This window comes from Verrucomicrobium sp. BvORR034, assembly GCF_000739635.1.
In the GTDB taxonomy this organism is placed as follows: domain Bacteria; phylum Verrucomicrobiota; class Verrucomicrobiia; order Verrucomicrobiales; family Verrucomicrobiaceae; genus Verrucomicrobium.
In genome coordinates, this window is sequence record NZ_BATQ01000016.1 from 113,114 (window position 1) to 133,277 (window position 20,164).

Annotated in this window: 15 protein-coding genes and 2 pseudogenes; 9 read left to right on the top strand and 8 right to left on the bottom strand. The window is 61.4% G+C overall.

Annotation, left to right across the window (positions count from 1 at the left end):
• Positions 1-38 precede the first annotated feature (38 nt).
• The 3 genes from BV034_RS03695 to BV034_RS03705 form a co-directional block, all read right to left on the bottom strand.
• Positions 39-1,874 (bottom strand): sulfatase-like hydrolase/transferase, encoded by a 1,836-nt coding sequence (locus tag BV034_RS03695; protein WP_050024241.1) that lies wholly within the window; start codon positions 1,872-1,874, stop codon positions 39-41.
• A 57-nt stretch (positions 1,875-1,931) separates the two neighbouring features.
• A complete protein-coding gene (locus tag BV034_RS03700; protein ID WP_050024243.1) occupies positions 1,932-3,410 on the bottom strand; it encodes a sulfatase in 1,479 nt (492 codons plus the stop codon).
• Between the two features lie 92 nt (positions 3,411-3,502).
• Positions 3,503-4,216: an SGNH/GDSL hydrolase family protein gene (locus BV034_RS03705; RefSeq protein WP_265592586.1), complete on the bottom strand. Its 714-nt coding sequence runs from the start codon at positions 4,214-4,216 to the stop codon at positions 3,503-3,505.
• A 90-nt stretch (positions 4,217-4,306) separates the two neighbouring features.
• Here BV034_RS03705 and BV034_RS03710 point away from each other — a divergent pair, with 90 nt between their 5' ends.
• The 3 genes from BV034_RS03710 (at position 4,307) to BV034_RS03720 (ending at position 7,320) form a co-directional block, all read left to right on the top strand.
• A complete protein-coding gene (locus tag BV034_RS03710; RefSeq protein ID WP_050024244.1) occupies positions 4,307-6,055 on the top strand; it encodes a histidinol-phosphate transaminase in 1,749 nt (582 codons plus the stop codon).
• Between the two features lie 108 nt (positions 6,056-6,163).
• Positions 6,164-6,604 carry a DUF5069 domain-containing protein gene (locus tag BV034_RS03715; RefSeq protein WP_050024246.1) on the top strand — a complete coding sequence of 147 codons (441 nt, stop codon included), beginning with the start codon at positions 6,164-6,166 and terminating at the stop codon, positions 6,602-6,604.
• 74 nt (positions 6,605-6,678) lie between these two features.
• Positions 6,679-7,320 carry an MOSC domain-containing protein gene (locus BV034_RS03720; RefSeq protein ID WP_050024275.1) on the top strand — a complete coding sequence of 214 codons (642 nt, stop codon included), beginning with the start codon at positions 6,679-6,681 and terminating at the stop codon, positions 7,318-7,320.
• A gap of 21 nt (positions 7,321-7,341) precedes the next feature.
• Here BV034_RS03720 and BV034_RS03725 read toward each other — a convergent pair whose 3' ends face one another.
• Both BV034_RS03725 and BV034_RS03730 read right to left on the bottom strand, forming a co-directional pair.
• On the bottom strand, positions 7,342-8,661 hold the full coding sequence (locus BV034_RS03725; RefSeq protein WP_265592587.1) for an ATP-binding protein: 1,320 nt from the start codon (positions 8,659-8,661) through the stop codon (positions 7,342-7,344).
• Positions 8,662-8,699: 38 nt separating this feature from the next.
• A complete protein-coding gene (locus BV034_RS03730; protein WP_050024249.1) occupies positions 8,700-9,428 on the bottom strand; it encodes a response regulator in 729 nt (242 codons plus the stop codon).
• Positions 9,429-9,643: 215 nt separating this feature from the next.
• Between BV034_RS03730 and BV034_RS03735 the strand changes: the two genes are divergently transcribed.
• From BV034_RS03735 to BV034_RS03745, 3 genes are all read left to right on the top strand, one after another.
• Positions 9,644-10,861 carry an efflux RND transporter periplasmic adaptor subunit gene (locus BV034_RS03735; protein WP_050024250.1) on the top strand — a complete coding sequence of 406 codons (1,218 nt, stop codon included), beginning with the start codon at positions 9,644-9,646 and terminating at the stop codon, positions 10,859-10,861.
• Complete coding sequence (locus tag BV034_RS03740; protein ID WP_050024251.1) at positions 10,858-14,001, top strand: efflux RND transporter permease subunit; 3,144 nt, start codon at positions 10,858-10,860, stop codon at positions 13,999-14,001. Before BV034_RS03735 ends, BV034_RS03740 begins: the two co-directional genes overlap by 4 nt.
• A 98-nt stretch (positions 14,002-14,099) precedes the next feature.
• On the top strand, positions 14,100-14,543 hold the full coding sequence (locus tag BV034_RS03745) for a DUF5069 domain-containing protein (RefSeq protein WP_050024252.1): 444 nt from the start codon (positions 14,100-14,102) through the stop codon (positions 14,541-14,543).
• 129 nt (positions 14,544-14,672) lie between these two features.
• Here the strand turns inward: BV034_RS03745 and BV034_RS03750 are convergent, their stop codons facing one another.
• Positions 14,673-15,629 (bottom strand): EamA family transporter, encoded by a 957-nt coding sequence (locus BV034_RS03750; protein ID WP_265592588.1) that lies wholly within the window; start codon positions 15,627-15,629, stop codon positions 14,673-14,675.
• Between the two features lie 139 nt (positions 15,630-15,768).
• Positions 15,769-16,377: a TetR/AcrR family transcriptional regulator gene (locus BV034_RS03755; RefSeq protein ID WP_050024253.1), complete on the bottom strand. Its 609-nt coding sequence runs from the start codon at positions 16,375-16,377 to the stop codon at positions 15,769-15,771.
• Between the two features lie 79 nt (positions 16,378-16,456).
• On the opposite strand from BV034_RS03755, the gene BV034_RS03760 reads away from it, so the two are divergent.
• Positions 16,457-17,215 carry a 3-oxoacyl-ACP reductase family protein gene (locus tag BV034_RS03760; RefSeq protein WP_050024254.1) on the top strand — a complete coding sequence of 253 codons (759 nt, stop codon included), beginning with the start codon at positions 16,457-16,459 and terminating at the stop codon, positions 17,213-17,215.
• A gap of 217 nt (positions 17,216-17,432) precedes the next feature.
• A pseudogene (locus BV034_RS36785) lies at positions 17,433-18,654 on the top strand (MFS transporter).
• Positions 18,655-19,179: 525 nt separating this feature from the next.
• Here BV034_RS36785 and BV034_RS03770 read toward each other — a convergent pair.
• On the bottom strand, positions 19,180-19,635 hold the full coding sequence (locus BV034_RS03770) for a hypothetical protein (protein WP_050024256.1): 456 nt from the start codon (positions 19,633-19,635) through the stop codon (positions 19,180-19,182).
• Positions 19,636-20,021: 386 nt separating this feature from the next.
• On the opposite strand from BV034_RS03770, the pseudogene BV034_RS35615 reads away from it, so the two are divergent.
• A pseudogene (locus tag BV034_RS35615) lies at positions 20,022-20,164 on the top strand (ISL3 family transposase); the annotation flags it as partial.

Genomic DNA, 20,164 nt, shown 5'->3' on the forward strand with positions numbered 1-20,164 from the left:
CTTGTGAATGACTGGACGGTGGAAAGGTAGGCGCAGAATTATCGCGAACGCTCCAAAAGACGGCGCTGGATGCGGCCCGCGGGCTCCTTGAATGACAGTCCGCGCACGACTGCCTGGGCCTCCTCCAGCGGCACGTGTCCGGCATCCGTCAGAAAGTCCAACGCATTCAGGGCTGCGAGTGTTTCATGGGCATTTCCGTTGGAGATCACCTCCTTCAGCGTCGCCAGTCCCACCCGTTCCTCCTGCATCCAAGCCAACGCCTCAGCCGCCACCACCCGGACATCGGGCCATTCATCTGATTTCGCCAGCGTTAGCAGGCATTCTTTGTTCGCTGCCGCTTTTTCTTTCAGGATCAGGCAGCCGGTCGCCCCCCAGTATCGGATGACGGGATGGGGATCCACCAGGGCGTTGGTCAGCGTCGGCAGGTCGTCCACTTTTCCGGTGCTCGCTGCATTGGCCACATCAATGATGCGCTCCAGCGGATAGTCGCTGCTTCGAGCGTAGTCATACAGTGTTTTGTCCCCCGCGAGGCGCGTGTACATGCCTTCCGGGATGAAGCCGGTGTCCCGTGTCTGAATCAGCTCCTGACGCAAGAGCTTCTCCATCTCCAGCAGCCGCGTTCCCTGCTCTGGCGCTGCGGCCAGGTTGTTTACATCATAGGGGTCCGCATTGACATCATAGAGTTCCTCTCCTGACTTCGGCTGCCAGTAGGCCGACTGCGCGGGATTGCACCGGCCTGCCTGATATTCCGCGAACCAGGAGCGCATGCTGGGCTGCACTTCAAATGGGTAGCTGTAGGGCTGACCCCAGGGCCGGTGGGGACTGTAGTTGCGAATGTAGAGGTGACTGCCGGTGCGGATGGCGCGAGCGGTATCATACCGCTCATCCATGCGGCCTCTGAAGAGGAAGACGTGATCTCGTGGCAACGTCTTGTTGTTGCCCAGAAAGGCGCGCCCCTCGTAGTTCGCGGGTTGGGCCACGCCGCACAGGCTGAAGACCGTGGCGGGGAAATCGGTGAAGCACACTGGCTGATTCACCCAGCCGCCGGGTGCTTCCGGACGCCACGCGGCCCATTTTTCCGGAATGCGGATGATCAGAGGCACGCGGGTACCAGAGTCATGCAGATGGCGTTTGCCTCCCGGCAGCGCGCCACCGTGATCGCCGTAGTAGAAGACGATCGTGTCATTCGCCAGTCCTTCCTTCTCCAGCTCCTTGAGCACCTCGCCCACCTGGCTGTCCATGAGGGTGATCTGGTCGTAGTAGTTGGCCCAGTCCCGCCGGATGTCCGGCGTGTCCGGATGGTAGGGCGGCAGGACGATCTTCTCAGGCGGCACGCGGAAGGTTTCCTTGCCCTTCTTGGGGGCCACCTGGCTTTCATGGCTGGAAGTGAAGTTGAAGACGGCGAAGAACGGCTGCCCCGGAGTGCGGTGCCGGTAGTGGGCCTGCTTGCTGCTCTCGTTCCAGAGATTGCTCCTCGAACCCTCCACATTGTAGTCCGTTTTGACGTTGTTGGTGCAGAAGTAGCCGGCGGAGCGCAGCACTTCCGGGTAGAGCTGGAAGCCGGGTGGAATGGCCACCTGACTGCGATGGTTTTGCACTCCCAGGGTAGAGGCATGCATGCCGGTGATGAGGGTGCTTCGCGAGGCGGAGCAAACCGGAGCGTTGGCAAAAGCGTTGCGGTATCGAACCCCTTCCGCGGCCAGCTTGTCCAGATTTGGCGTCAGGGCCAGGGCATCCTTGTAGCAGCCCAGATAGGGGCTGTTGTCTTCGCTGGTCACCCAGAGGATGTTGGGACGGTCCGGCGCAGCCCTTAGAGAGCTGAAGCAAGATGCAAAGATCAGTGGCAGCAGGACGGCAAGGAAGAAACGGGACATGGGGATCAAAAGGGGAATGCGGAAGACGGTGACTCAACGAGCTCAGCGCAAGGGGGCTCACTCACCACTGGGCTTGGTGCCAGCCGCTACAGGTATAGGAGGCAGCTCATGGAGTCGGGCCATCAGCCTGGAGACGACTTCCGGATGTTCGCCGGCCAGATTGCGCGTTTCATCCGGATCGGTCTGATAATCGAAAAGCTCGACTGCGGCAGGCTGCTCTTTGATGCCGGGTCGCGAGCTGATGCGCCACCGGTCATCGCGCAGCGTGCGCCATCCCTGTGTCCACCAGGCTCGCGCCGGTTTGCTGGAAGGGGTGGCGGGAGACTCCATCTGGGGACGAAGACTCCTTCCATCGAGCCCCTTTGGTGCAGGCAATCCGCAGAGATCCGTCAGTGTCGGGAAGAGGTCCACCGTCTCCACCACCGCTTTGGTCGTGACGCCCGGGGCATTCATCTTCGGGTGACGGATCAACAGGGGGCTGACCAGGGCCTTTTCAAACAGGCAGTGCTTGCCCCAGATGTTGTGTTCTCCGAGCAGAAAGCCGTGATCACTCCAGATGACGACGATGGTGTTGTCATCCAGGTGCAGTTTTTCCAGGGTGGTCAGCACCCGGCCCACCTGGGCATCCACATAGCTGACACAGGCGGCATAGGCCCGCCGTACCTCTGCCGCCACTTCGGGGAACGGGTCCGTGCCGTCCGTGGCGAGCCGGGCGTAGTTTCCATGAAACTCGCCGCTTCTGTGCCAGGTGGAGGGCCAGCCGGGCTTCGCGGCTGCCGCCTCCCCCGGGGCTGGGAAGGGAGCCATTCCTTGAAGATCAAAGTAGGACTTGGGGCAGGCAAAGGGCAGGTGGGGTTTGAAGAAGCCCACGGCGAGAAACCAGGGGCTTTGAGACGTGGTTAGCCCCATCAGCATGCGCTCTGCCTCATCCGCTACGAAGGCATCTGGATAGGAATGGTCCGGGCCGTCAAAGGACTCCAACGGCAGCGTCACCCCTGGTACTCTGGGTTTGCCGTTGGCGGTGCCATGCATGAGATGCTGCGGGGCTCCCCAAGGCGTCTCGGGAATCCAGCACCTGTCCCATGAACCCGGCAACTCTTCGGGACCCTCCGCCCACAACTTGCCGGTGCGACCGCCGGGATGGTGCGTGATTTTGCCCATCGCATACGTCTTGTAGCCGTGACGCTGGAACCATGCCGGCAGATTGGCGTCTCCCCATTGGCTCTGGGTGCTGGCGATAGCGCCGTTGCCCAGTTGCGCGGCAGTTTCCGGATAGCGCCCTCTCAACAGGGTGCAACGCGATGCGCCGCATGTGGGCACCTGCACATAGTGGTGACTGAAGGTGCGTGCCGTGCGGGCAAAGGCATCCATCTTGGGAGTCCGGGCGCGCTCGTTCCCCAAGGCTCCCAGATCATTGCGCAGGTCGTCAATGGCGATGAAGAGCACATTGGGGGCCGCGTGCGCCCCGCCACACGCGGCAATGAAGCCACAGAGCAGGGCGATGAGGTGGAGGGGAAAACGGAAGCGTGCAGCCATGGCAGGACGGGAAGCCCCGTAAACGACCTGCCCAGCACCAGACTTGCGTCAATCTGGAGCCATTTCTGGCGATGCGCCTGCTCTTGCTTTGATCATTTCCAGAATGCCCTGACCGTTGCCTCCCAAGCATCAGCCATCACTTGATGTCCTGCATAGGTGGGGTGCACCCCATCCCAGATCCAGTAGTCGGCAGGAGCCCGCTTGCAGGCCTCATCGAATGCCTGCTGATACTTTACCAGGGCGGCCCCGTGCTTTGCCGCTAGTTTGGCCACGATGGTCTGACGTTGTTCAATGCTGGCTTTTGCCGCCTCCCAGTTCTCTTTCTTTTTGCCGACGGGCAGAAGGAAGGGTTCACCGAGCACGAGCTTGACTCCTGGAAGTGCAGCCTTGGTCTCAGTGAGCAGCCTGTCGTAGCCCGCCTCGTACTCCGCCATGGGAACGTTGCGCCCGTCGTCGTTCACCCCGATGAGGATGCTCAAAAGATCTGGCTTCAGGTCGAGAGTGTCCTTTTGCCAGCGCGCGGTCAGATCGGATACCTTGTTGCCACTGATGCCACGGTTCAGAAAGGTGAGCTTCTGGGAGGGGAACGCGGCACCGTGTTTGGCCGCAATGATAAAAGCATAGCCGTGACCCAGAATATGATTCGGATCCGCCGTCCGCCCGCGATTTCCGTCCGTAATGGAGTCACCTTGGAAGAGGATTCGACATTCTTGTGAGAAGGCGGGCAGAGGCTCGGCTCCATGGCCACACAGGAGAAACATGCTGGCGCTCGCGAGTGTGTTCAACAGGAGGCGGGGCAGGTTCATAAAGTGGACTGATGGTGTATTGGCCCGGTCAATAGTGCCATTGATTTTATCAAGTCGCGGGCTCCGCCGCCTCTCTCCAGAGTGGCCGGCATGCAAACGCTCTACCGGACTCCCCACCTGACGGCTGACCGCTCCGACCGGGACCACGGGTCCCGCATGACCCTCCGCCCCGCCACCCAGGCGGATCGCGAACGCATCTCCGCCATCCGGCACGAGGTTTATGCCCAGGAGATAGGGCAGCATCCGGCAAATCCAACCGGCAAGCTTACGGATCGCCTGGACGCCACCAATCATTACCTCGTGCTGGAGATGGACGGTGGCCTCGCCGGATTTATCAGCATCACCCCACCGGAGAGCCCTTCGTACTCCATCGACAAATACTTCAGCCGTGGGGAACTGCCATTTCCTGTTCACACCGGGCTCTACGAAGTGCGCCTGCTCACGGTGCTGAAGGCCAGTCGCGGATCCGAAACCGCCGCCCTGCTCATGTACGGGGCGCTGCGCTGGGTGGAGTCGCGGGGTGGCACGCACATCATGGCTATCGGCCGGGAGGAGGTACTTTCCATCTATGTGAAGGCGGGGTTGCGTGACTGCGATGCCAGTGTGAAGTCGGGCGCGGTGACCTATCGCCTGCTGCATGCCCCGGTAGAGGCACTCCACCGGGAGACGGACCGCATGACCGGCTTGCTGGATCGCCTGGAGCGTCATGTGAACTGGCAGCTCGGCATCACCTTCCGCAAACCGGCGGCCTGTTTTCATGGAGGCGCGTTTTTTGACCGGATCGGTCCACGCTTCGACCGCCTGGATTCCGCCCAAGGCATCATCAACGCGGATGTGCTGGATGCCTGGTATTCTCCCGCGCCAGCGGTTCAGGAAACTCTGGAACGGCATCTGCCCTGGCTGCTGCGCACCTCGCCACCCACCGACTGTGGCGGTCTGCTGGAAGTCATCGCCACCGCCCGTGGGGTGAGACCCTCGCAGCTCCTGCCCGGGGCAGGCTCGTCCGATCTGATCTTCCGCGCCTTCTCCCGCTGGCTCACACCTGCCTCCCGCGTGTTGCTGCTGGATCCCACCTATGGTGAGTATGCGCACGTGCTGGAGAAGGTCATCCGCTGCCAGGTGGACCGCCTCACCTTGAAGCGCGAGGACCGCTACGAGGTGCCGCTGGAGACCCTGAAGGCCGCCTTGGGCCGTGGGTATGATCTCGTGGTGCTGGTGAATCCGAACAGCCCCACGGGCAGACACATCACCCGGCAGAACCTGCTTCAGACCCTCGCCGCTGCACCGGCCTCCACGCGGGTATGGATCGATGAAACGTACGTGGACTTTGTGGATCCGGCCCAGTCTCTGGAGACTGCCGCCGCCCAGAGCGAGAATCTGATCGTCTGCAAGTCCATGTCCAAGGCCTACGCTCTGAGTGGGGCCAGGGTGGCTTATCTTTGCGCCGCCGTGCATCAGCTCGAGGAGCTGCGTGCCTGGACGCCGCCGTGGGTGGTGAGCCTGCCCTCCCAGGTCGCGGCGGTCCGGGCGCTCCAGAGTCCCGCCTATTACACCGCCCGATGGGCCGAGACCCGGGAACTGCGGGAGAATCTGGCCGCTGCCCTGCGCTACCGCGGCTTCCACGTGATCCCCGGTGCCGCCAACTATCTGCTTACCCATCTCCCGTCCGAAGGTCCCTCCGCCGCAGAGGTGGTCCAGGCCTGCCGTGGCTTCGGCCTCTATCTCCGCGATGCCGCCGGCATGGGCAGCCAGCTGGGCACCCATGCCCTCCGTTTCGCCGTCAAAGACGCCGCGACGAACAGGCGGATGCTGAGCATTCTGGATGTCTGCCTGGACTAGGCGGAAACCACTCCCGATCCGGCAGACGTACCGTTGGGGCATGACGACCAAAGAGGAACTGGAACCACCAGTTCCTTGCCAATTTCCCGCCCCTGATCAAGTTATCCCATGAGTTACCAGCTCCCTGTCAGCGACTACGAGGAAACTTCCGGCATCGTCTTCTTTGCCCGCATGGTGGACAAGATCCGCCTGCATGCTGCGGGCAAGCTGGCCCCTGACTATCTGCGTGGGTTCATGGATCTGACCTGCCTGGACGCGCGCTTCTGCCGCTTCTGGGAGGTGGATTACGACCTGCTGGAGGCACGTACGCTGGAAGGCGGCACCAATGAGGAGTTGCTCGCCTGGTGTTTCCGGGATCGCAAATTTCCCAACGATGAGCAGATTCTGGTGTGGAATTCCTTCCTGATCAAACGCGGCTGGCGCGACAACGGCTCACCGGGGATCATCGAGGCCAAGGCAGCCAACGGCTGGCAGGACCGCAACGACATTCAGACGTATGTGGACCTGCATGACATGGACGAAGGCCGTCAGCCGCGGTTCTCGTCTTAGCTGGTCTGCGGCGCTTTGAGGGGGTGGGATGGCATTGTTCTTTCTTCACGATGCAGGCCCCATCCCTGCATCCCATGAAGGTACTCTCCGTCAATCGGTCCTTGGTCCGCCTCGTCGAGGTGAATGGCAAAGAAGTTCCCACTGGCATCTACAAAGAGCCGGTCGATGCCGCGGTCATGGTGCACTCCCTGGGATTGGAAGAGGATGGGCAGGCCGATCTAAAGGTGCACGGGGGCCCGTATCAGGCCGTGTACGCTTACCCCGCAGAGCACTACCTGCACTGGCAGCAGGCCCTGGATCGTGAACACCTGGAACCAGGGACCTTTGGGGAGAATCTCACCGTCAGTGGCTTGCTGGAAACAGAGGTGTGCATTGGCGATGTCCACCGGATCGGTGGAACGGTCTTGCAGGTCACCTGCGAGCGCATCCCCTGTTTCAAGCTGGGGCACAAGCTGAATCGGCCCGATATCTTGAAGCCGTTTCTACAGAGCGGACGCAGCGGATTCTACTATCGCGTCGTGGAGAGCGGGACGGTGGCGGCAGGGGACTCGGTCGAGGTCCTGGAGCGGGATCCGGAGGGCATCACAGTTCGAGCCCTGCTGGGCATGCACCGGTTGCACGAAGGCACTCCAGAAGACTTGCGCCGGGCACTGAAGATCGAAGCCCTCTCGCCCCTGGTGCGGAGCGAGTTCGAGGAAAGACTGGCGAAAAACTGATCCGGTGCGGCGGCGGGCGGGTCAGTCGTTGGGCAGTTCAATGGTCGCGCGCAGACCGCCGCCAGGACGATTGGCCAGGGCGATGTCTCCACCATGGCTGCGGATAATGGTGCGGGCGATGGAAAGGCCAAGACCCACGCCGCCGGTGCCGCGATTCCTTGAACTCTCCAGACGCACGAAGGGGTTGAACACCCGCTCGCTATCCTCAGCGGGAATGCCGGTGCCGTCATCGTCCACGGTGATGAGAGCCCGTTGTTCGCGAATTTCCAGGCCCACGCGCGCGCGCTGGCCGTAGCGCACGGAGTTTTCCACCACGTTGCGCACCGCCCGTCGGAGGGCATCGGGCCGGCAGCGCCAGGGAGTCCGGTCGCCGGGGGCGAAGGTGACATCCCAGCCGAGGTCGGCGAGATCGTCGCAGAGGCTCTCCAGCAGGGCGTTCAGGTCCACATTTCGGGTGGGCTCCGTCGTCGCCTCTTCCCGGGCGAATGCCAGGGTGGACTCCGCGATGGCTTTCATCTCATCCAGCGTGGCGATGATCTTTTCCCGCGTGTCAGCGTCCGAGATGAACTCCGCCCGCAGGCGCATGGAGGTGATGGGCGTACGCAGATCGTGGCTCATGGCGGCCACCATCTGGGTTCGATCCTGTACAAAACGGCGCAGTCGCTCCTGCATCCGGTTGAAGGCCGCAGTGGTGTGGCGGATGTCGTCGGCACCTTCTTCCGGCAGCGGAGCCATTTCTTCACCGCGGCCCACTTTTTCAGCGGCCTCGGTGAGTCTCTCCAGAGGGCGGCCCACCCGGCGGACGAGCATGACGGCCCCCAGGGTGAGCAGCACTGCCGAGATGCCCATGGAAAGATGGTAGTACCATGGGGGGCCGGTGGAGGCAGGCTTGGCATACACACCTTGCAGCCACAGATTCGGACCCACGGGCATCTGCAGTCCGAAGCCGTTCCAGTCCTCCAGATGCATCAGCCTCGCGTTCGCCGTCTCTGGTCGTTCCTCAACGTGTTGCTTGTTCCATGTCGCGTCCGCCTGAGGGGGGAGATCCGCTGCCGCCGGGGGGCGGGGGGGCTCCAGCATTTTCTTGCGGCCCTCATTCTGCCAGGCCATCGGATCTTCAATGGGGGCGGTGGTAAACCAGAACCGCACCACCGGTGTATTGGCGGCACCCAGGATCTCAGGGTGCTGCTCGGGACCCACCGTGTTCACCAGGCGCACCACCGAGGCCGTGCGCGCCAGGAACTCCTCCCGCCGCACCTCCCGGAGGGACCGCATCTGCTCTGCGCGGAAGATGAAATAGAACAGCGTCTGGGAGATGCCCAGAGCCAGCAGCATTACCATGATCCACTGGCCGATCAGACTTCGCGTCCAGAAGGCCCTCACTCCGCCACCGCCTTCCCCGTGAAGCAATAGCCGTCTCCCCAGTGGGTTTTGATCAGGGTGGGGTTCTTGGAGTCCGGCTCGATCTTCCGGCGCAGCCGGCTCACCTGGTTGTCGATGCTGCGGTCCCAGACGTCCGCCTCTCTTCCGCTGGTAAGGTCCAACAGAGCATCACGGTTCAGCACCTTGCCCGGATGATCCAGAAAGACACAGAGCAGCCGGAACTCCGCCGTGCTCAGTGGGATGGCCACCCCATCTGACCCGGTCACCTCATGCCGGCGCACATCCAGGACCTTGTCCCCAAACCGCACCTGCATGGCTTGGTGCGCACTGCGGATCTCCGGCAGGGTGCCTACGCGCCGTAGCACGGCGCGAATGCGGGCCAGCAGTTCGCGGGGGTTGAAGGGTTTCACCAAGTAGTCATCCGCGCCCAGCTCCAGACCCACAATGCGGTCAGCATCCTCCGCCATGGCGGTGAGAAAGATGATGGGGATCTGCGTCTCTGCCCGGAGGTGGCGGCACAGGGCCAGCCCGTCCTCGCCGGGCATCATGATATCCAGCACCACCAGGTCCGGCTTCGCTTTTTCCAGTTGCTGGCGGAAGTCGGCGGCATCTTTGGCGGCCGCGACGCGGAACCCATGCTGGCTGAGATAGCGTACTACCAGTTCGCGGATCTCCCCGTGGTCATCCACCACGGAGATGAGAGGGGCAGGGTCCGGAGGGTTCATCGTTACCTGAAAAGGATACTAGAGTGACGCCGGGCGGGTGTAGTTGAAATTGTATCAAAGTGTGTCAGCCCCGCTCCATCCGCGACAAATCGCGACAATAAAGGCGGCCGGATGGCAAGCTTCACCCGGTTCCTTATGTTATCCTTTATGGGTAGCATCGTCTGGATGGGGGCCTCCCCCTGGCGCCCTCCAGATGGGTGTTCAAGCTTTCTCGCATGAAAAAGACACGCTGGTTTTTGTTTCTGTTGGTCCTGGTGGCAGCCGGAGCTGCTGTGTTCTGGCGGGCGCGGGCTTCTGGTTCCGGTGCGGGTGCTGGGCAAGCCGGTGCAAAACCTTCTGGCCCCCAGGCGGTAGCCGTGCTGGTGGCCCAGGCAGAGTCCCGGGATGTACCCGTCTGGCTCACTGGGATTGGTTCGGTTCAAGCATTCAACACCGTCACCGTCCGTCCGCGGGTGGGTGGCTCGCTGGATCAGGTCAACTTCACCGAGGGTGCGACCGTGAAGCAGGGGGATGTGCTGGCGCAGATCGATCCGCGTCCCTATCGCTCCGTGCTCGCCCAGGCGCAGGCCAAGAAGGCGCAGGACGAGGCGCAGCTCACCAATGCCAAACTCGAACTCACCCGGGTGCAGTCTCTCGTGAAGAACAACGCCGTCAGCCAGCAGGTGCTGGATCAGGCGCAGGCCTCCATGGCCCAGCTCACGGCCATGGTCCAGGCGGACCAGGCCGCGGTGGAGTCGGCGCAGCTTGATCTGGACTTCACCACCGTGCGCGCCCCCATCGCCGGGCGTACCGGGGTCCGCCTCGTGGATGCGGGCAACGTTGTCACCGCGAACCAAGGGGCTGGCATCGTGGTCGTCACCCAGCTCAAGCCCATCTCGCTCGTCTTCACCCTGCCTCAGCAGAACCTGCCCTTCCTCCGCCGTCACATGCAGCCCGGGGCCGCCCCTTTGGTGGCCCAGGCGCTGGATGAAGATGGCACCGTGCTGGACGAGGGCCGTCTGGAGCTGATCGACAACCAGATCGACAGCAACACCGGCACGCTCAAGCTGAAGGCCACCTTCACCAATGAGAAGCTGGCCCTCTGGCCCGGCCAGTTCGTCTCCGCCCGCGTGCTGGTGGAGACCCACAAGAACGCCATCGTGGTGCCTGCTGAATCCATTCAGCCCGGCCTCGACGGCCCCTTCACCTATGTGGTGAAGGCGGATTCCACGGTGGAGGCTCGAACCTTGAAAACCGGCCTGACGTTTGAAGGTGCGACCCTCGTGGAGGACGGTCTCAGCGCCGGGGAGAAAGTGGTGCGTGAGGGCCAGAGCAAACTCAAGCCCGGGGCCCAGGTCGTCCCGCAGCAGGACAAGACGCAAAACGTGCCCGCTCCCGCGGGGAACCATGGCGCCTCGGAGATCCGCACCGCCAAAGCCGGCCCTGTATCATGAGCATGTCCACCCCTTTCATCCGTCGCCCTGTGGCCACGGCGCTGATGACCATCGGCATTTTTCTGGTGGGATTAGTGGCATTTCCGCTCCTGCCCGTGGCCCCGCTGCCCCAGGTGGAGTTCCCTACCATCCAGGTTTCGGCCCGGCTTCCCGGGGGCAGCCCGGAGACCATGGCCTCCTCCGTGGCCACGCCGCTGGAGAACCAGCTGGCGCTCATTCCGGGCATCACGCAGATGAGCTCTGCGAGCGGATTGGGCAGCGTGTCCATCACCATCCAGTTCGACTTGAATGTCAATATCGATTCCGCCGCGCAGGAGGTGCAGTCTGCCATCAGTGCCGCTGCAGGGCAGTTGCCCACCAACCTCCCGAGTCCCCCGAGTTATCGGAAGGTGAACCCGGCTGATTCACCCATCCTGGTGCTGAGCCTCACCTCCAAGGTGCTGCCCCTGGAGGAGGTCAGTGACTATGGATCCAACGTGATCGCCCAGCAGATCTCCCAGCTTGAGGGGGTGGCGCAGGTGGACATCATGGGCGAGCGCAAGCCGGCCGTGCGGGTGCAGGTGGATCCCGCCAAGCTTGCCTCACTGGGCCTCAGTCTTGAGGATGTGCGCGGTGTCATTGCGGCCGCCACGGTGAACTCTCCCAAAGGCAGCTTCGACGGCCCCAAGCAGAGCATCGCAATCTACGCCAACGACCAGATCCTGAAGGCGGAGCCTTACAACGATCTCATCCTGGCCTATCGCAACGGAGCCCCCATCCGGGTGCGTGATGTGGGACGCGCCGTTGACGGGCCAGAGCAGATGCGCTCTGCGGCCCTCATCAACAACGAGCGGGGCGTGGGCATCATGATCCGCAAGCAGGCGGACGCCAACGTCATTGATACGATTGCTCGCGTGCAGGAACTGCTGCCCCAGCTGAAGGCCGCCATCCCGCCTGCCATGGAGGTGGATGTGTTGAGCGACCGCAGCCGCACCATCCGCGCCTCGGTGGAGGAGGTGGAGCTGCACCTCGTGCTCACCGTGGCCCTGGTCACCATGGTGGTGTTTGCCTTCCTGCGCAACGGTCGTGCCACCCTCATCTCCAGCGCGGTCGTGCCCATCTCCATCGTGGCGACCTTTGCCGTGATGTACGTCATTGGTTTCAGCCTCAACAACCTCTCACTGATGGCGCTCACCATCTCGGTGGGCTTCGTGATTGATGACGCCATCGTGATGCTGGAGAACATCTATCGCTACATCGAGGAGGGCATGAAGCCCATGGATGCAGCATTGAAGGGAGCGGGGGAGATTGGCTTTACCATCCTGTCGATCACGTTCTCCCTCATCGCCGTGTTCATTCCTGTGCTGCTCATGGGTGGCATTGTCGGCCGTCTCTTCCGTGAGTTTGCCGTTACGGTGTCGGTGGCCGTGCTGGTCTCGGGCTTTGTCTCGCTCACCTTCATCCCCATGATGTGCTCGCTCTTCCTGCATCCGCATCATCCGCCCAAGAAGAGCACCATGCGGGGCTGGGTGGATGGCACCCTGGAAAAACTCTTCCGCGGCATGGAGAGTGTGTATGAGGCCATCTTGAAGGTGGTGCTGCGTCACCAGCGGCTCACGCTGCTCTCGCTAGTCGCCACCATCGGTCTCACGGGCTACGTCTTTGTGAAGATGCCCAAGGGCTTCTTCCCCCTCCAGGACACGGGCATGCTCAATGTGACGGCCGAAGGTGCCCCGGACGTGTCCTACACCTCCATGTATGAGAAGGCCGAACAGGTGGGCAAGATTCTCATGGAGGACCCCGCCATCCTGGGCATGCAGAACCGCATCGGCTCCGGCGGGCGCAGCAGCGCCGGCGGCAACAGCAGCCGCTACTGGATCACGTTGAAGGACCGCCACGAGCGCGATTCCATGGACGCCGTCGTGGCCCGACTGCGGAAGAAGACGGCCTCCATTCCCGGAGTGAGCATGTACTTCCAGCCGCAGCAGGATCTCAATGTGGGCGGCCTGACCTCGAAGACCCAGTTCCAGTACACCCTGCGGGATGCAGATGTGGATGAACTCAATACCTGGGCACCCCGCGTGGTGGAGAAGCTCAAAGCCCTGCCAGAGCTGCGAGACGTCACCTCTGACCAGGAGTCCACCTCTCCCGCCCTGAACCTGGAGATTGACCGCCAGGCAGCGTCGCGCTTCGGCATCCAGACGCAGGCCATCAATGCCGCCTTGTACAATGCCTTTGGCGAGCGCCAGGTGACGCAGTTCTATACCCAGGTGAGCCAGTACAAGGTGATCATCGAAGTGCCGCCGGAACTCCAGCAGGATCCCTCCACGTTTGACAAGTTGTTTCTCAAATCCCCCCTCACCGGTGGGCAGGTGCCGCTGTCCTCGCTGGTGAAGCTCAACGCGAGCAGCACGAAACCGCTCTCCGTGAACCACCTGGGCCAGTACCCGGCGGTGACCATCTCGTTCAACCTCGCACCCAACATCGCGCTGGGCCAGGCAGTGGAGGCCGTGGATCGCGCTCGTGAAGCCATGGGCACGCCATCGTCCCTCACCGGCAGCTTCCAGGGTACGGCCCAGGCCTTCCAGTCGTCGCTGAAGTCACAGCCCTACCTGATCGCGGCGGCCATCATCGCCATCTACATCATCCTGGGCATGCTGTATGAGAGCTTCATCCACCCGCTCACCATCCTGTCCACGCTCCCGTCCGCCGGTCTGGGGGCACTTCTCACCTTGTGGGCCTTCGGACATGACGTGGGCGTGATCGCCATCATCGGCATCCTGCTCCTCATCGGCATCGTGAAGAAGAACGCCATCATGATGATCGACTTCGCCATCGAGGCGGAACGAGATCGGGGCAAGTCGCCTTTTGATGCCATCTATGAGGCCTCGATCAAGCGCTTCCGCCCCATCATGATGACCACCCTGGCCGCCATGATCGGGGGCATTCCGCTCGCCTTCGGGCATGGCGATGGCTCAGAACTGCGGCAGCCACTGGGCTACGCCATCGTCGGTGGACTGGTCTTGAGCCAGGCGCTCACCCTGTTCACCACCCCAGTGGTGTATCTGTTCTTCGACCGCCTTGTGCAGCCTCGAAAGAAGCCGACTGTAGCAGGCGAGGCCAACGTGGAAAAATCCGGTCAGCTTGAACCCGCCGTGTAGTGGGCGACGTAACAGGGGGAGTGCGGGCTCTCCCTCTCGCTTGAATTCGTTTCACACAAATCCCGTGCGAACCCGCCCGGTCTCTCTATTCTCCTTCCATGCCTCACATTCCCGGTCTCCGTAGCCCCTATGACAAAGTGGGTGGCATTGTTTATTTCGGTCGCATGCTCGACAAAATCCGCCTCAACGCCCTGGGGGAGCTTCCCGCCGACTACGCCAGTTTCGTGGGGGAAAAGCCGGGTGTGTTTGACCGTCGTTGCCTGCATTTCCTCGGGGTCCGGTATGACGACCTCGTGAAACGCACGCTGGAAGGCGGCACGGACGAGGAAATTCTTGACTGGGTCTTCGATCACGGCGGCCAGCCTGACGATGAGGAGATCGAGGTGTGGAACGGCTTCATGGCCAAGCGGGGGTGGCGTGATGAGAGTCATGACCGTCTTATCTTCCGCCTCAACGAGGCCGGCCTCAGTCCAGACGGCAACATCGCGACCATGTTCGACTTCATCGACGCCGACGAAGGCCGCCCGATCCGCAAGGGGTGATGGGGTCTCGTGGAGTTAGTTCTTGAACCGTGAAAGGTTCGCCTTGCCCGGATACTCAAGGAGCGTGGTCCTTTTGTGGGGGCGTTGTGAAGCAGTAGCCCATCGGCCCCGCCTTCTGCGTGGCAGCGCTCACTTCGCCCTTCGCTTGCTCGTCAGCGTGATCAGCACCACCGAGACCAGGATCAGCCCGCCCGCCGTCGCCATGGCCTGCGGCACCGGTTCTTTCAGCACCAGCCAGCCCAGGGCCACGGCCACCAGGGGGTTCACATACGCATAGGTAGAAACCAGGGCCGGACTGCATGTCCGCATGAGCCACACATAGGCCGTGAAACCGACCAGCGATCCGATGAGAGTCAGGTAAACAAACGCCCAGGCCGAGGAGGCGCTCACCAGATCCAGTCGCATCCGGGGCAACTCACCCAGCGCCACGCCGGTGAGAAGCTGCAAGCCCCCACCCGCCATCATCTGCATGGCTATGGCCATGAGCGCCGAGCCGGGAAGCTTCGCGTGGCGTGAATAGATGGATCCCAGAGCCCAAGTGATGGTGGAGAGCACCAGCACCACTGCACCCACCGGCACCACCACGGGATGCCCCTTCGCATCCTTCCCCAGCACCATCAACACCACGCCCACAAATCCGATCGCCAGCCCCACCAGCACGGCCGTCTGGGGGCGCACACCCTTGGGCCTGAGCCAGTCGGTCACCACAATCCACAACGGCACGGAAGCGACGATCAAGGCGGCCACGCCAGTAGGCACGTATTGCTGCGCCCAGCTCACCCCGCCGTTGCCGCCGAGCAGTAGCAATCCACCGATGATGGCCGCATCCTTCCACGAGGACCCAGAGGGCTTGGCCTCGCCACGCCAGCGCAGTACACCATAGAGCAACGCTCCCGCGATGACAAATCGGCTGCCCGCCATGAGGAAGGGTGGCATCGTCTGCGTGGCCAGCCGGATCCCTAGATACGTGGAGCCCCAGATCAGATACACCGCGGCAAAGGCCAGCAGGATGAGAAACAGGGTCGGTTTTGAGGCGGCAGTCTCCTGTGATTTTGCCGCCGCGGTCTCAATCGGGCTGGATGACACGACCAGGGCAGGGGAGGGAGCGCTGGTTTCGGCTGACGAGGAGGGGGTTGCCACAGTCCCCTTGCATACGTCTGGCAGGGCTTGAGGTCTGCCGCGCTGAGCAGGAATTCGGCTTGGTAGCCTGACGGAGGCGCAAAGGTCACTCTGGCCACGCCCGCATGGCCAGCTCGCCGACACGGGATAATTCCTCCTTGGTCGCTCCACTGGCAGCCAGCACGGCCATCCCTTGCGTCACGGCCTGGACGAATCGCGCCAAGTCCGCGGGGTCGGCTGCTGCAGGGAGATCGCCCTCTGCCTGCGCCCGGGCAAATCGTTCGCACAGCTGAGTTTCGGCAGAGCAGCGCATGGCGGCCATGTCCTGCTGCACCTCAGCGGAGTCCTCGCTACAGGCCAGCGCGCCATGCACCATGAGGCAGCCGCGCGGATGGTCCGGGTCCCCCAGCAGGTTCACCGAGCCGCGAATCATCGCCTCAGCCACCTGTCGGGCCGTCGGTTCCGTCAGGGACGTCGTCGCATGCCTTCCCGGACCGGAGCCATAGCGCTTCACCACTTTACGAAAGAGCTCCTCCTTGTTCCCGAAGGCAGCGTACAGGCTGGGCCGGTTGATCCCCATGGCGTCAGTCAGATCTGTCAGGGAGGTGCCTTCATACCCCTGCTTCCAAAACAGGTTCATCGCCGTCTCCAACGCCTGTTCGACATCGAAGGCGCGGGGGCGGCCTGGCGAGGGTGAAGTTTTCAGTGATTTCATACCTTTTGGTAAATTAATCGTTGACGCCGAAATGTCCATCGCTGATATGTGTACCAGTCAGTAAATAATACGAACGACCATGAAACCGGAAACGACTGCTGCCCGACTCGCCAACAAAGTGGCCCTTGTAACCGGAGGATCTCGCGGCATTGGCGAGGCGATCGCCATCCGCCTTGCGGCTGAAGGAGCCTCCGTGGCCATCACCTACACCAGCGCCAAAGAGAAAGCAGAGGCGGTGGTCAAATCCATCGAGGCTGCTGGTGGCAGGGCCCTCGCCATCAAGGCAGACAGCGGGGATGCCGCAGAGGTGAAGAATGCCGTCGATGAAACGGTCCGAGCTCTGGGTGCGCTGGACATCCTGGTGAACAATGCCGGCGTCGCCATCATGGCCCCGTTGGACGAATTCAAACTCGAGGACTTCGACCGTACCTTCGCCGTGAACGTCCGCGGCGTGTTCGTGGCCTCCCAGGAAGCCTCGCGCCACATGAAAGAGGGCGGCCGCATCATCATCATCGGCAGCACCAATGCCGACCGTATGCCCTTCCCCGGGGGCAGTGTCTATGCGATGAGCAAGGCGGCCGTGGCCGGTCTGACCAAAGGCCTGGCGCGCGATCTGGGCCCTCGTGGCATCACCGTGACCAACGTCCAACCCGGTCCCGTGAACACCGACATGAATCCCGAAACCGGCCCCTTCGCTGAAAGCCTGAAGAAGCTCATGGCGATCGATCGCTACGGCAAAGGTGAAGAAATCGCTGCCTTCGTCGCGTTCCTCGCCAGTGCTGAGGCGGCTTACATCACCGGCTCCAGCTTGACGATTGATGGTGGCTTTGGTGCTTGATGAGTAGGGCGGTAGTGCCGATTTTACCACAGAGGCACAGAGAACGCAGAGGGGGGCAAAACCAGACAGGATTGAGTTGGATTCAGGGGCGGGATCGAAGCTCGGATTTTGAGATTTGGATTTTGGATTTTGAAGTTTTCCGCCCCCCTGCGTCCCTGTGGTTTAACCTCAGTTTTTGTCCCCCTTCACGATCGTCAGGCGTAATCAGAAATCTCCCATGTCCGACTCCCCTTCGCCACGGCCCTCCTGGTTCCCGATTTATTTGCTCTCCGCCGCTGGCTTCACCATCCTCACCACGGAGTTCGTCATTGTGGGGTTGCTCCCGCCCATGGCGCGGGACCTCCAGGTCACCGTTTCCCAGGCCGGGTTGCTGGTGACGCTGTTCGCCTTCACCGTCGCCATCGTGGGGCCGCCGCTCACGGCGTGGGTCTCGCGCTTTGATCGCAAGCGGCTCTTTGTCGCGACCCTGCTCTTGTTTGCTGTGTCGAACCTGATTGCTGCGCTCTCGCCCAACATTGGCGTCATGGCGTTCGCCAGGTTCATCCCTGCGGTCATGCTTCCGGTCTTCTGGTCACTGGCCAGTGAGACCGCCGTGAACATCACCGGACCGGCGAAGTCGGGGAAGGCCATCTTCATGGTCTCATTTGGCATTGTGGTGGCCACCATCTTTGGGATTCCCATTGGCACCTTGATTTCCGATGCCTTTGGCTGGCGGGTGGCTTTTTGGGGCGCTCGCGGGCCTTGCCCTGCTCAAAGCCGTGCTGCTACAGATCTTCATGCCGGCGGTGCACCCTCATGAGGAACCCGTTTCCGTGAACCGCCAGCTGGCAGTACTGAAGGATCCTCTGATTGTCGGGCACGTAGTCCTGTCCATGCTCGTTTTCGCCGGGATGTTCACCGCCTACACGTACTTGGCAGACATCCTGGAGAAGCTGGCCAGGTTCGATGGTTCAACGGTGGGCTGGTGCCTCATGGGCTTCGGCGCGGTGGGCCTCCTCGGGAACTGGCTTTCCAGCCGCATCGTGGACAAGCGACCGCTCGGTGTGACCCTTCTCTTTGGCAGCCCCATGGTCGTTGCCATGGCCTTGCTCGTGCCGGTGATCCATCAGCACGCCCTGCTGGGCATCGTGCTGGTTGTGTGGGGGATTTGCCAGGCCGCACTCTTTACGGGATCCCATGTGAGGGTCATGAAGGCCGTCACTCAGGCTCCGGCCCTGGGGGCTTCGTTGAACATTTCTGGTGCCAACATCGGCATAGGCCTTGGAGCCATCGTCGGTGGGCGGGTGCTGGACTCCTATGGCCTTGCAAACGTCGGCCTCGCCGCGGCCATCGTGGTGGTGCTGGCATTGACCACGACTTTGGTGCTCATCAATGTGACGCGATCCAAGGCAAAAGCTTCGGCGGCTACGGTGCCGGGAGGGTGTGTGGATTGCCCTTGATTTTCATTAACCGGGCACTGTTCGTAGTACAAACTTTAGTTTGCTCAGTCGATCTTCCGTAACGCGTACTGAGTAAACCGTCTGGGATGTCTTCGCATGGGAAGGCTGGGCTTTAGTCTGGCGTTGAATGACAGGAGTCGTGCGACTGACGCACTGAAGTGCAGGACTGCTTTGCCGGCGGATGAAGTTGTTCTCACAAGCTTCTGCCACGTCCAACTCCAGTGGTAGTTGTTCATTCAAACTTTGGTTTTACTCAGTAAGAACCGCGCACAGCGTCCGATGGCCGGGGCATTGCGAAACTGTTCAGGCCATCTGTCACGCACTGAGCAATGCGGCTTCAAGAGGCGTACATTAAAGCTCGCGCAGCACAGTTGTTGCGGCACGACAATTTGAAGCGCCTCCTAAGGCAGCCAGTTCAAGATGCCCCCACCCTGGCAGTTTCAAGCTGTGGGAGTCATACTCAGTCAGTGCTCTCTGGATGCTTGTTTCAGCGAGACGATTCGGCGGCCAGTTTCCAGCATGTATCTACGAGCCTGCCTGATCGCCCAGCGCTTTAAGAAGCTCTGCTCTTCCTTGTTCAGATGTTAACTGCGCTTTTGTTGCCTTCACCCCATTCCGCTGAAAAAGCTCGATGTACTTCTCGGTCAGAATATCGAAGGTTGCAATCTTCTCCCCGATCTTGGTCGGAGGAGTCCAGACTGATGATTTGCGAAGCGAGCTTCGCAGGATGCTTATCTGATCATTGGGTTCAAGCAGAAAGGACGCTCGCAGTGCATCTGAGCGGACATTGAAATTCGCATTGGAGAGCAGTGCTTGAACACAGTCCTCTCGCTTATTTTTTGAAGCCTCACGAAGTAGCGCCCCAATGTCGGTCCCTGCCCGCCACACGTGGGAAGTGCATTTATCGAGGAGGTCGTCAGCATGGCTGAGGGGAGAGATCGCCAGGGTCACCCATGAAGTCAAAAAAAGTAGAGTTTTCATTTCAATTGCCTGTGTTGGTTGAGCAGCCGTTGTTCGTCCAGATGTTGCTCGCCATTAGAACTTTGGCGACGGTCTTCCAATTAAAGTAATCACTTATTCTGTACCATTTTCTCCCAATTTCCAATCTCGCAAATTCACCGAACATGTCCTGCTCTTCGATCGTGTGGCCATTGGCTGATCCAGCTTCGGGAACAAATATGCTTGGGCTATCCTTTGATGTTATTTCGCCTGCTGCATGAGCAAGCGACCCGGATACCGTAGCATAGGGATCGTTGTCTTCGTCTCCGAACCCTGAGTCGTCATTTCCCACAACAGGATCGGTAGGAAAATCAGGCTCTTCGTAATCGAGCGTGGGATTTTTCGTTGAGCTGAGTAGACTGCACCTCATACAGGACACAGAGTTTTATGAGCGGTTGCTGGGCTTGAGCCAGCCTTGGAAGGTAACGGATGTCGCCATGGACGTGGCGGCTGGTGAAGTCCGCGTAAAGGTAGCCTGCGATGCCACCGTTTGGGTGGGGGATGGCGGAGT

Coding starts and splice junctions, on each gene's coding strand:
- BV034_RS03715 (WP_050024246.1), top strand. CDS start 6,164: ATGAGTTACCAGCTCCCTGTCAGCGACTACGAGGAAACTTCCGGCATC.
- BV034_RS03705 (WP_265592586.1), bottom strand. CDS start 4,216: ATGAACCTGCCCCGCCTCCTGTTGAACACACTCGCGAGCGCCAGCATG.
- BV034_RS03740 (WP_050024251.1), top strand. CDS start 10,858: ATGAGCATGTCCACCCCTTTCATCCGTCGCCCTGTGGCCACGGCGCTG.
- BV034_RS03720 (WP_050024275.1), top strand. CDS start 6,679: ATGAAGGTACTCTCCGTCAATCGGTCCTTGGTCCGCCTCGTCGAGGTG.
- BV034_RS03725 (WP_265592587.1), bottom strand. CDS start 8,661: ATGGTAATGCTGCTGGCTCTGGGCATCTCCCAGACGCTGTTCTATTTC.
- BV034_RS03760 (WP_050024254.1), top strand. CDS start 16,457: ATGAAACCGGAAACGACTGCTGCCCGACTCGCCAACAAAGTGGCCCTT.
- BV034_RS03770 (WP_050024256.1), bottom strand. CDS start 19,635: ATGAAAACTCTACTTTTTTTGACTTCATGGGTGACCCTGGCGATCTCT.
- BV034_RS03695 (WP_050024241.1), bottom strand. CDS start 1,874: ATGTCCCGTTTCTTCCTTGCCGTCCTGCTGCCACTGATCTTTGCATCT.
- BV034_RS03710 (WP_050024244.1), top strand. CDS start 4,307: ATGCAAACGCTCTACCGGACTCCCCACCTGACGGCTGACCGCTCCGAC.
- BV034_RS03730 (WP_050024249.1), bottom strand. CDS start 9,428: ATGAACCCTCCGGACCCTGCCCCTCTCATCTCCGTGGTGGATGACCAC.
- BV034_RS03700 (WP_050024243.1), bottom strand. CDS start 3,410: ATGGCTGCACGCTTCCGTTTTCCCCTCCACCTCATCGCCCTGCTCTGT.
- BV034_RS03745 (WP_050024252.1), top strand. CDS start 14,100: ATGCCTCACATTCCCGGTCTCCGTAGCCCCTATGACAAAGTGGGTGGC.
- BV034_RS03735 (WP_050024250.1), top strand. CDS start 9,644: ATGAAAAAGACACGCTGGTTTTTGTTTCTGTTGGTCCTGGTGGCAGCC.
- BV034_RS03755 (WP_050024253.1), bottom strand. CDS start 16,377: ATGAAATCACTGAAAACTTCACCCTCGCCAGGCCGCCCCCGCGCCTTC.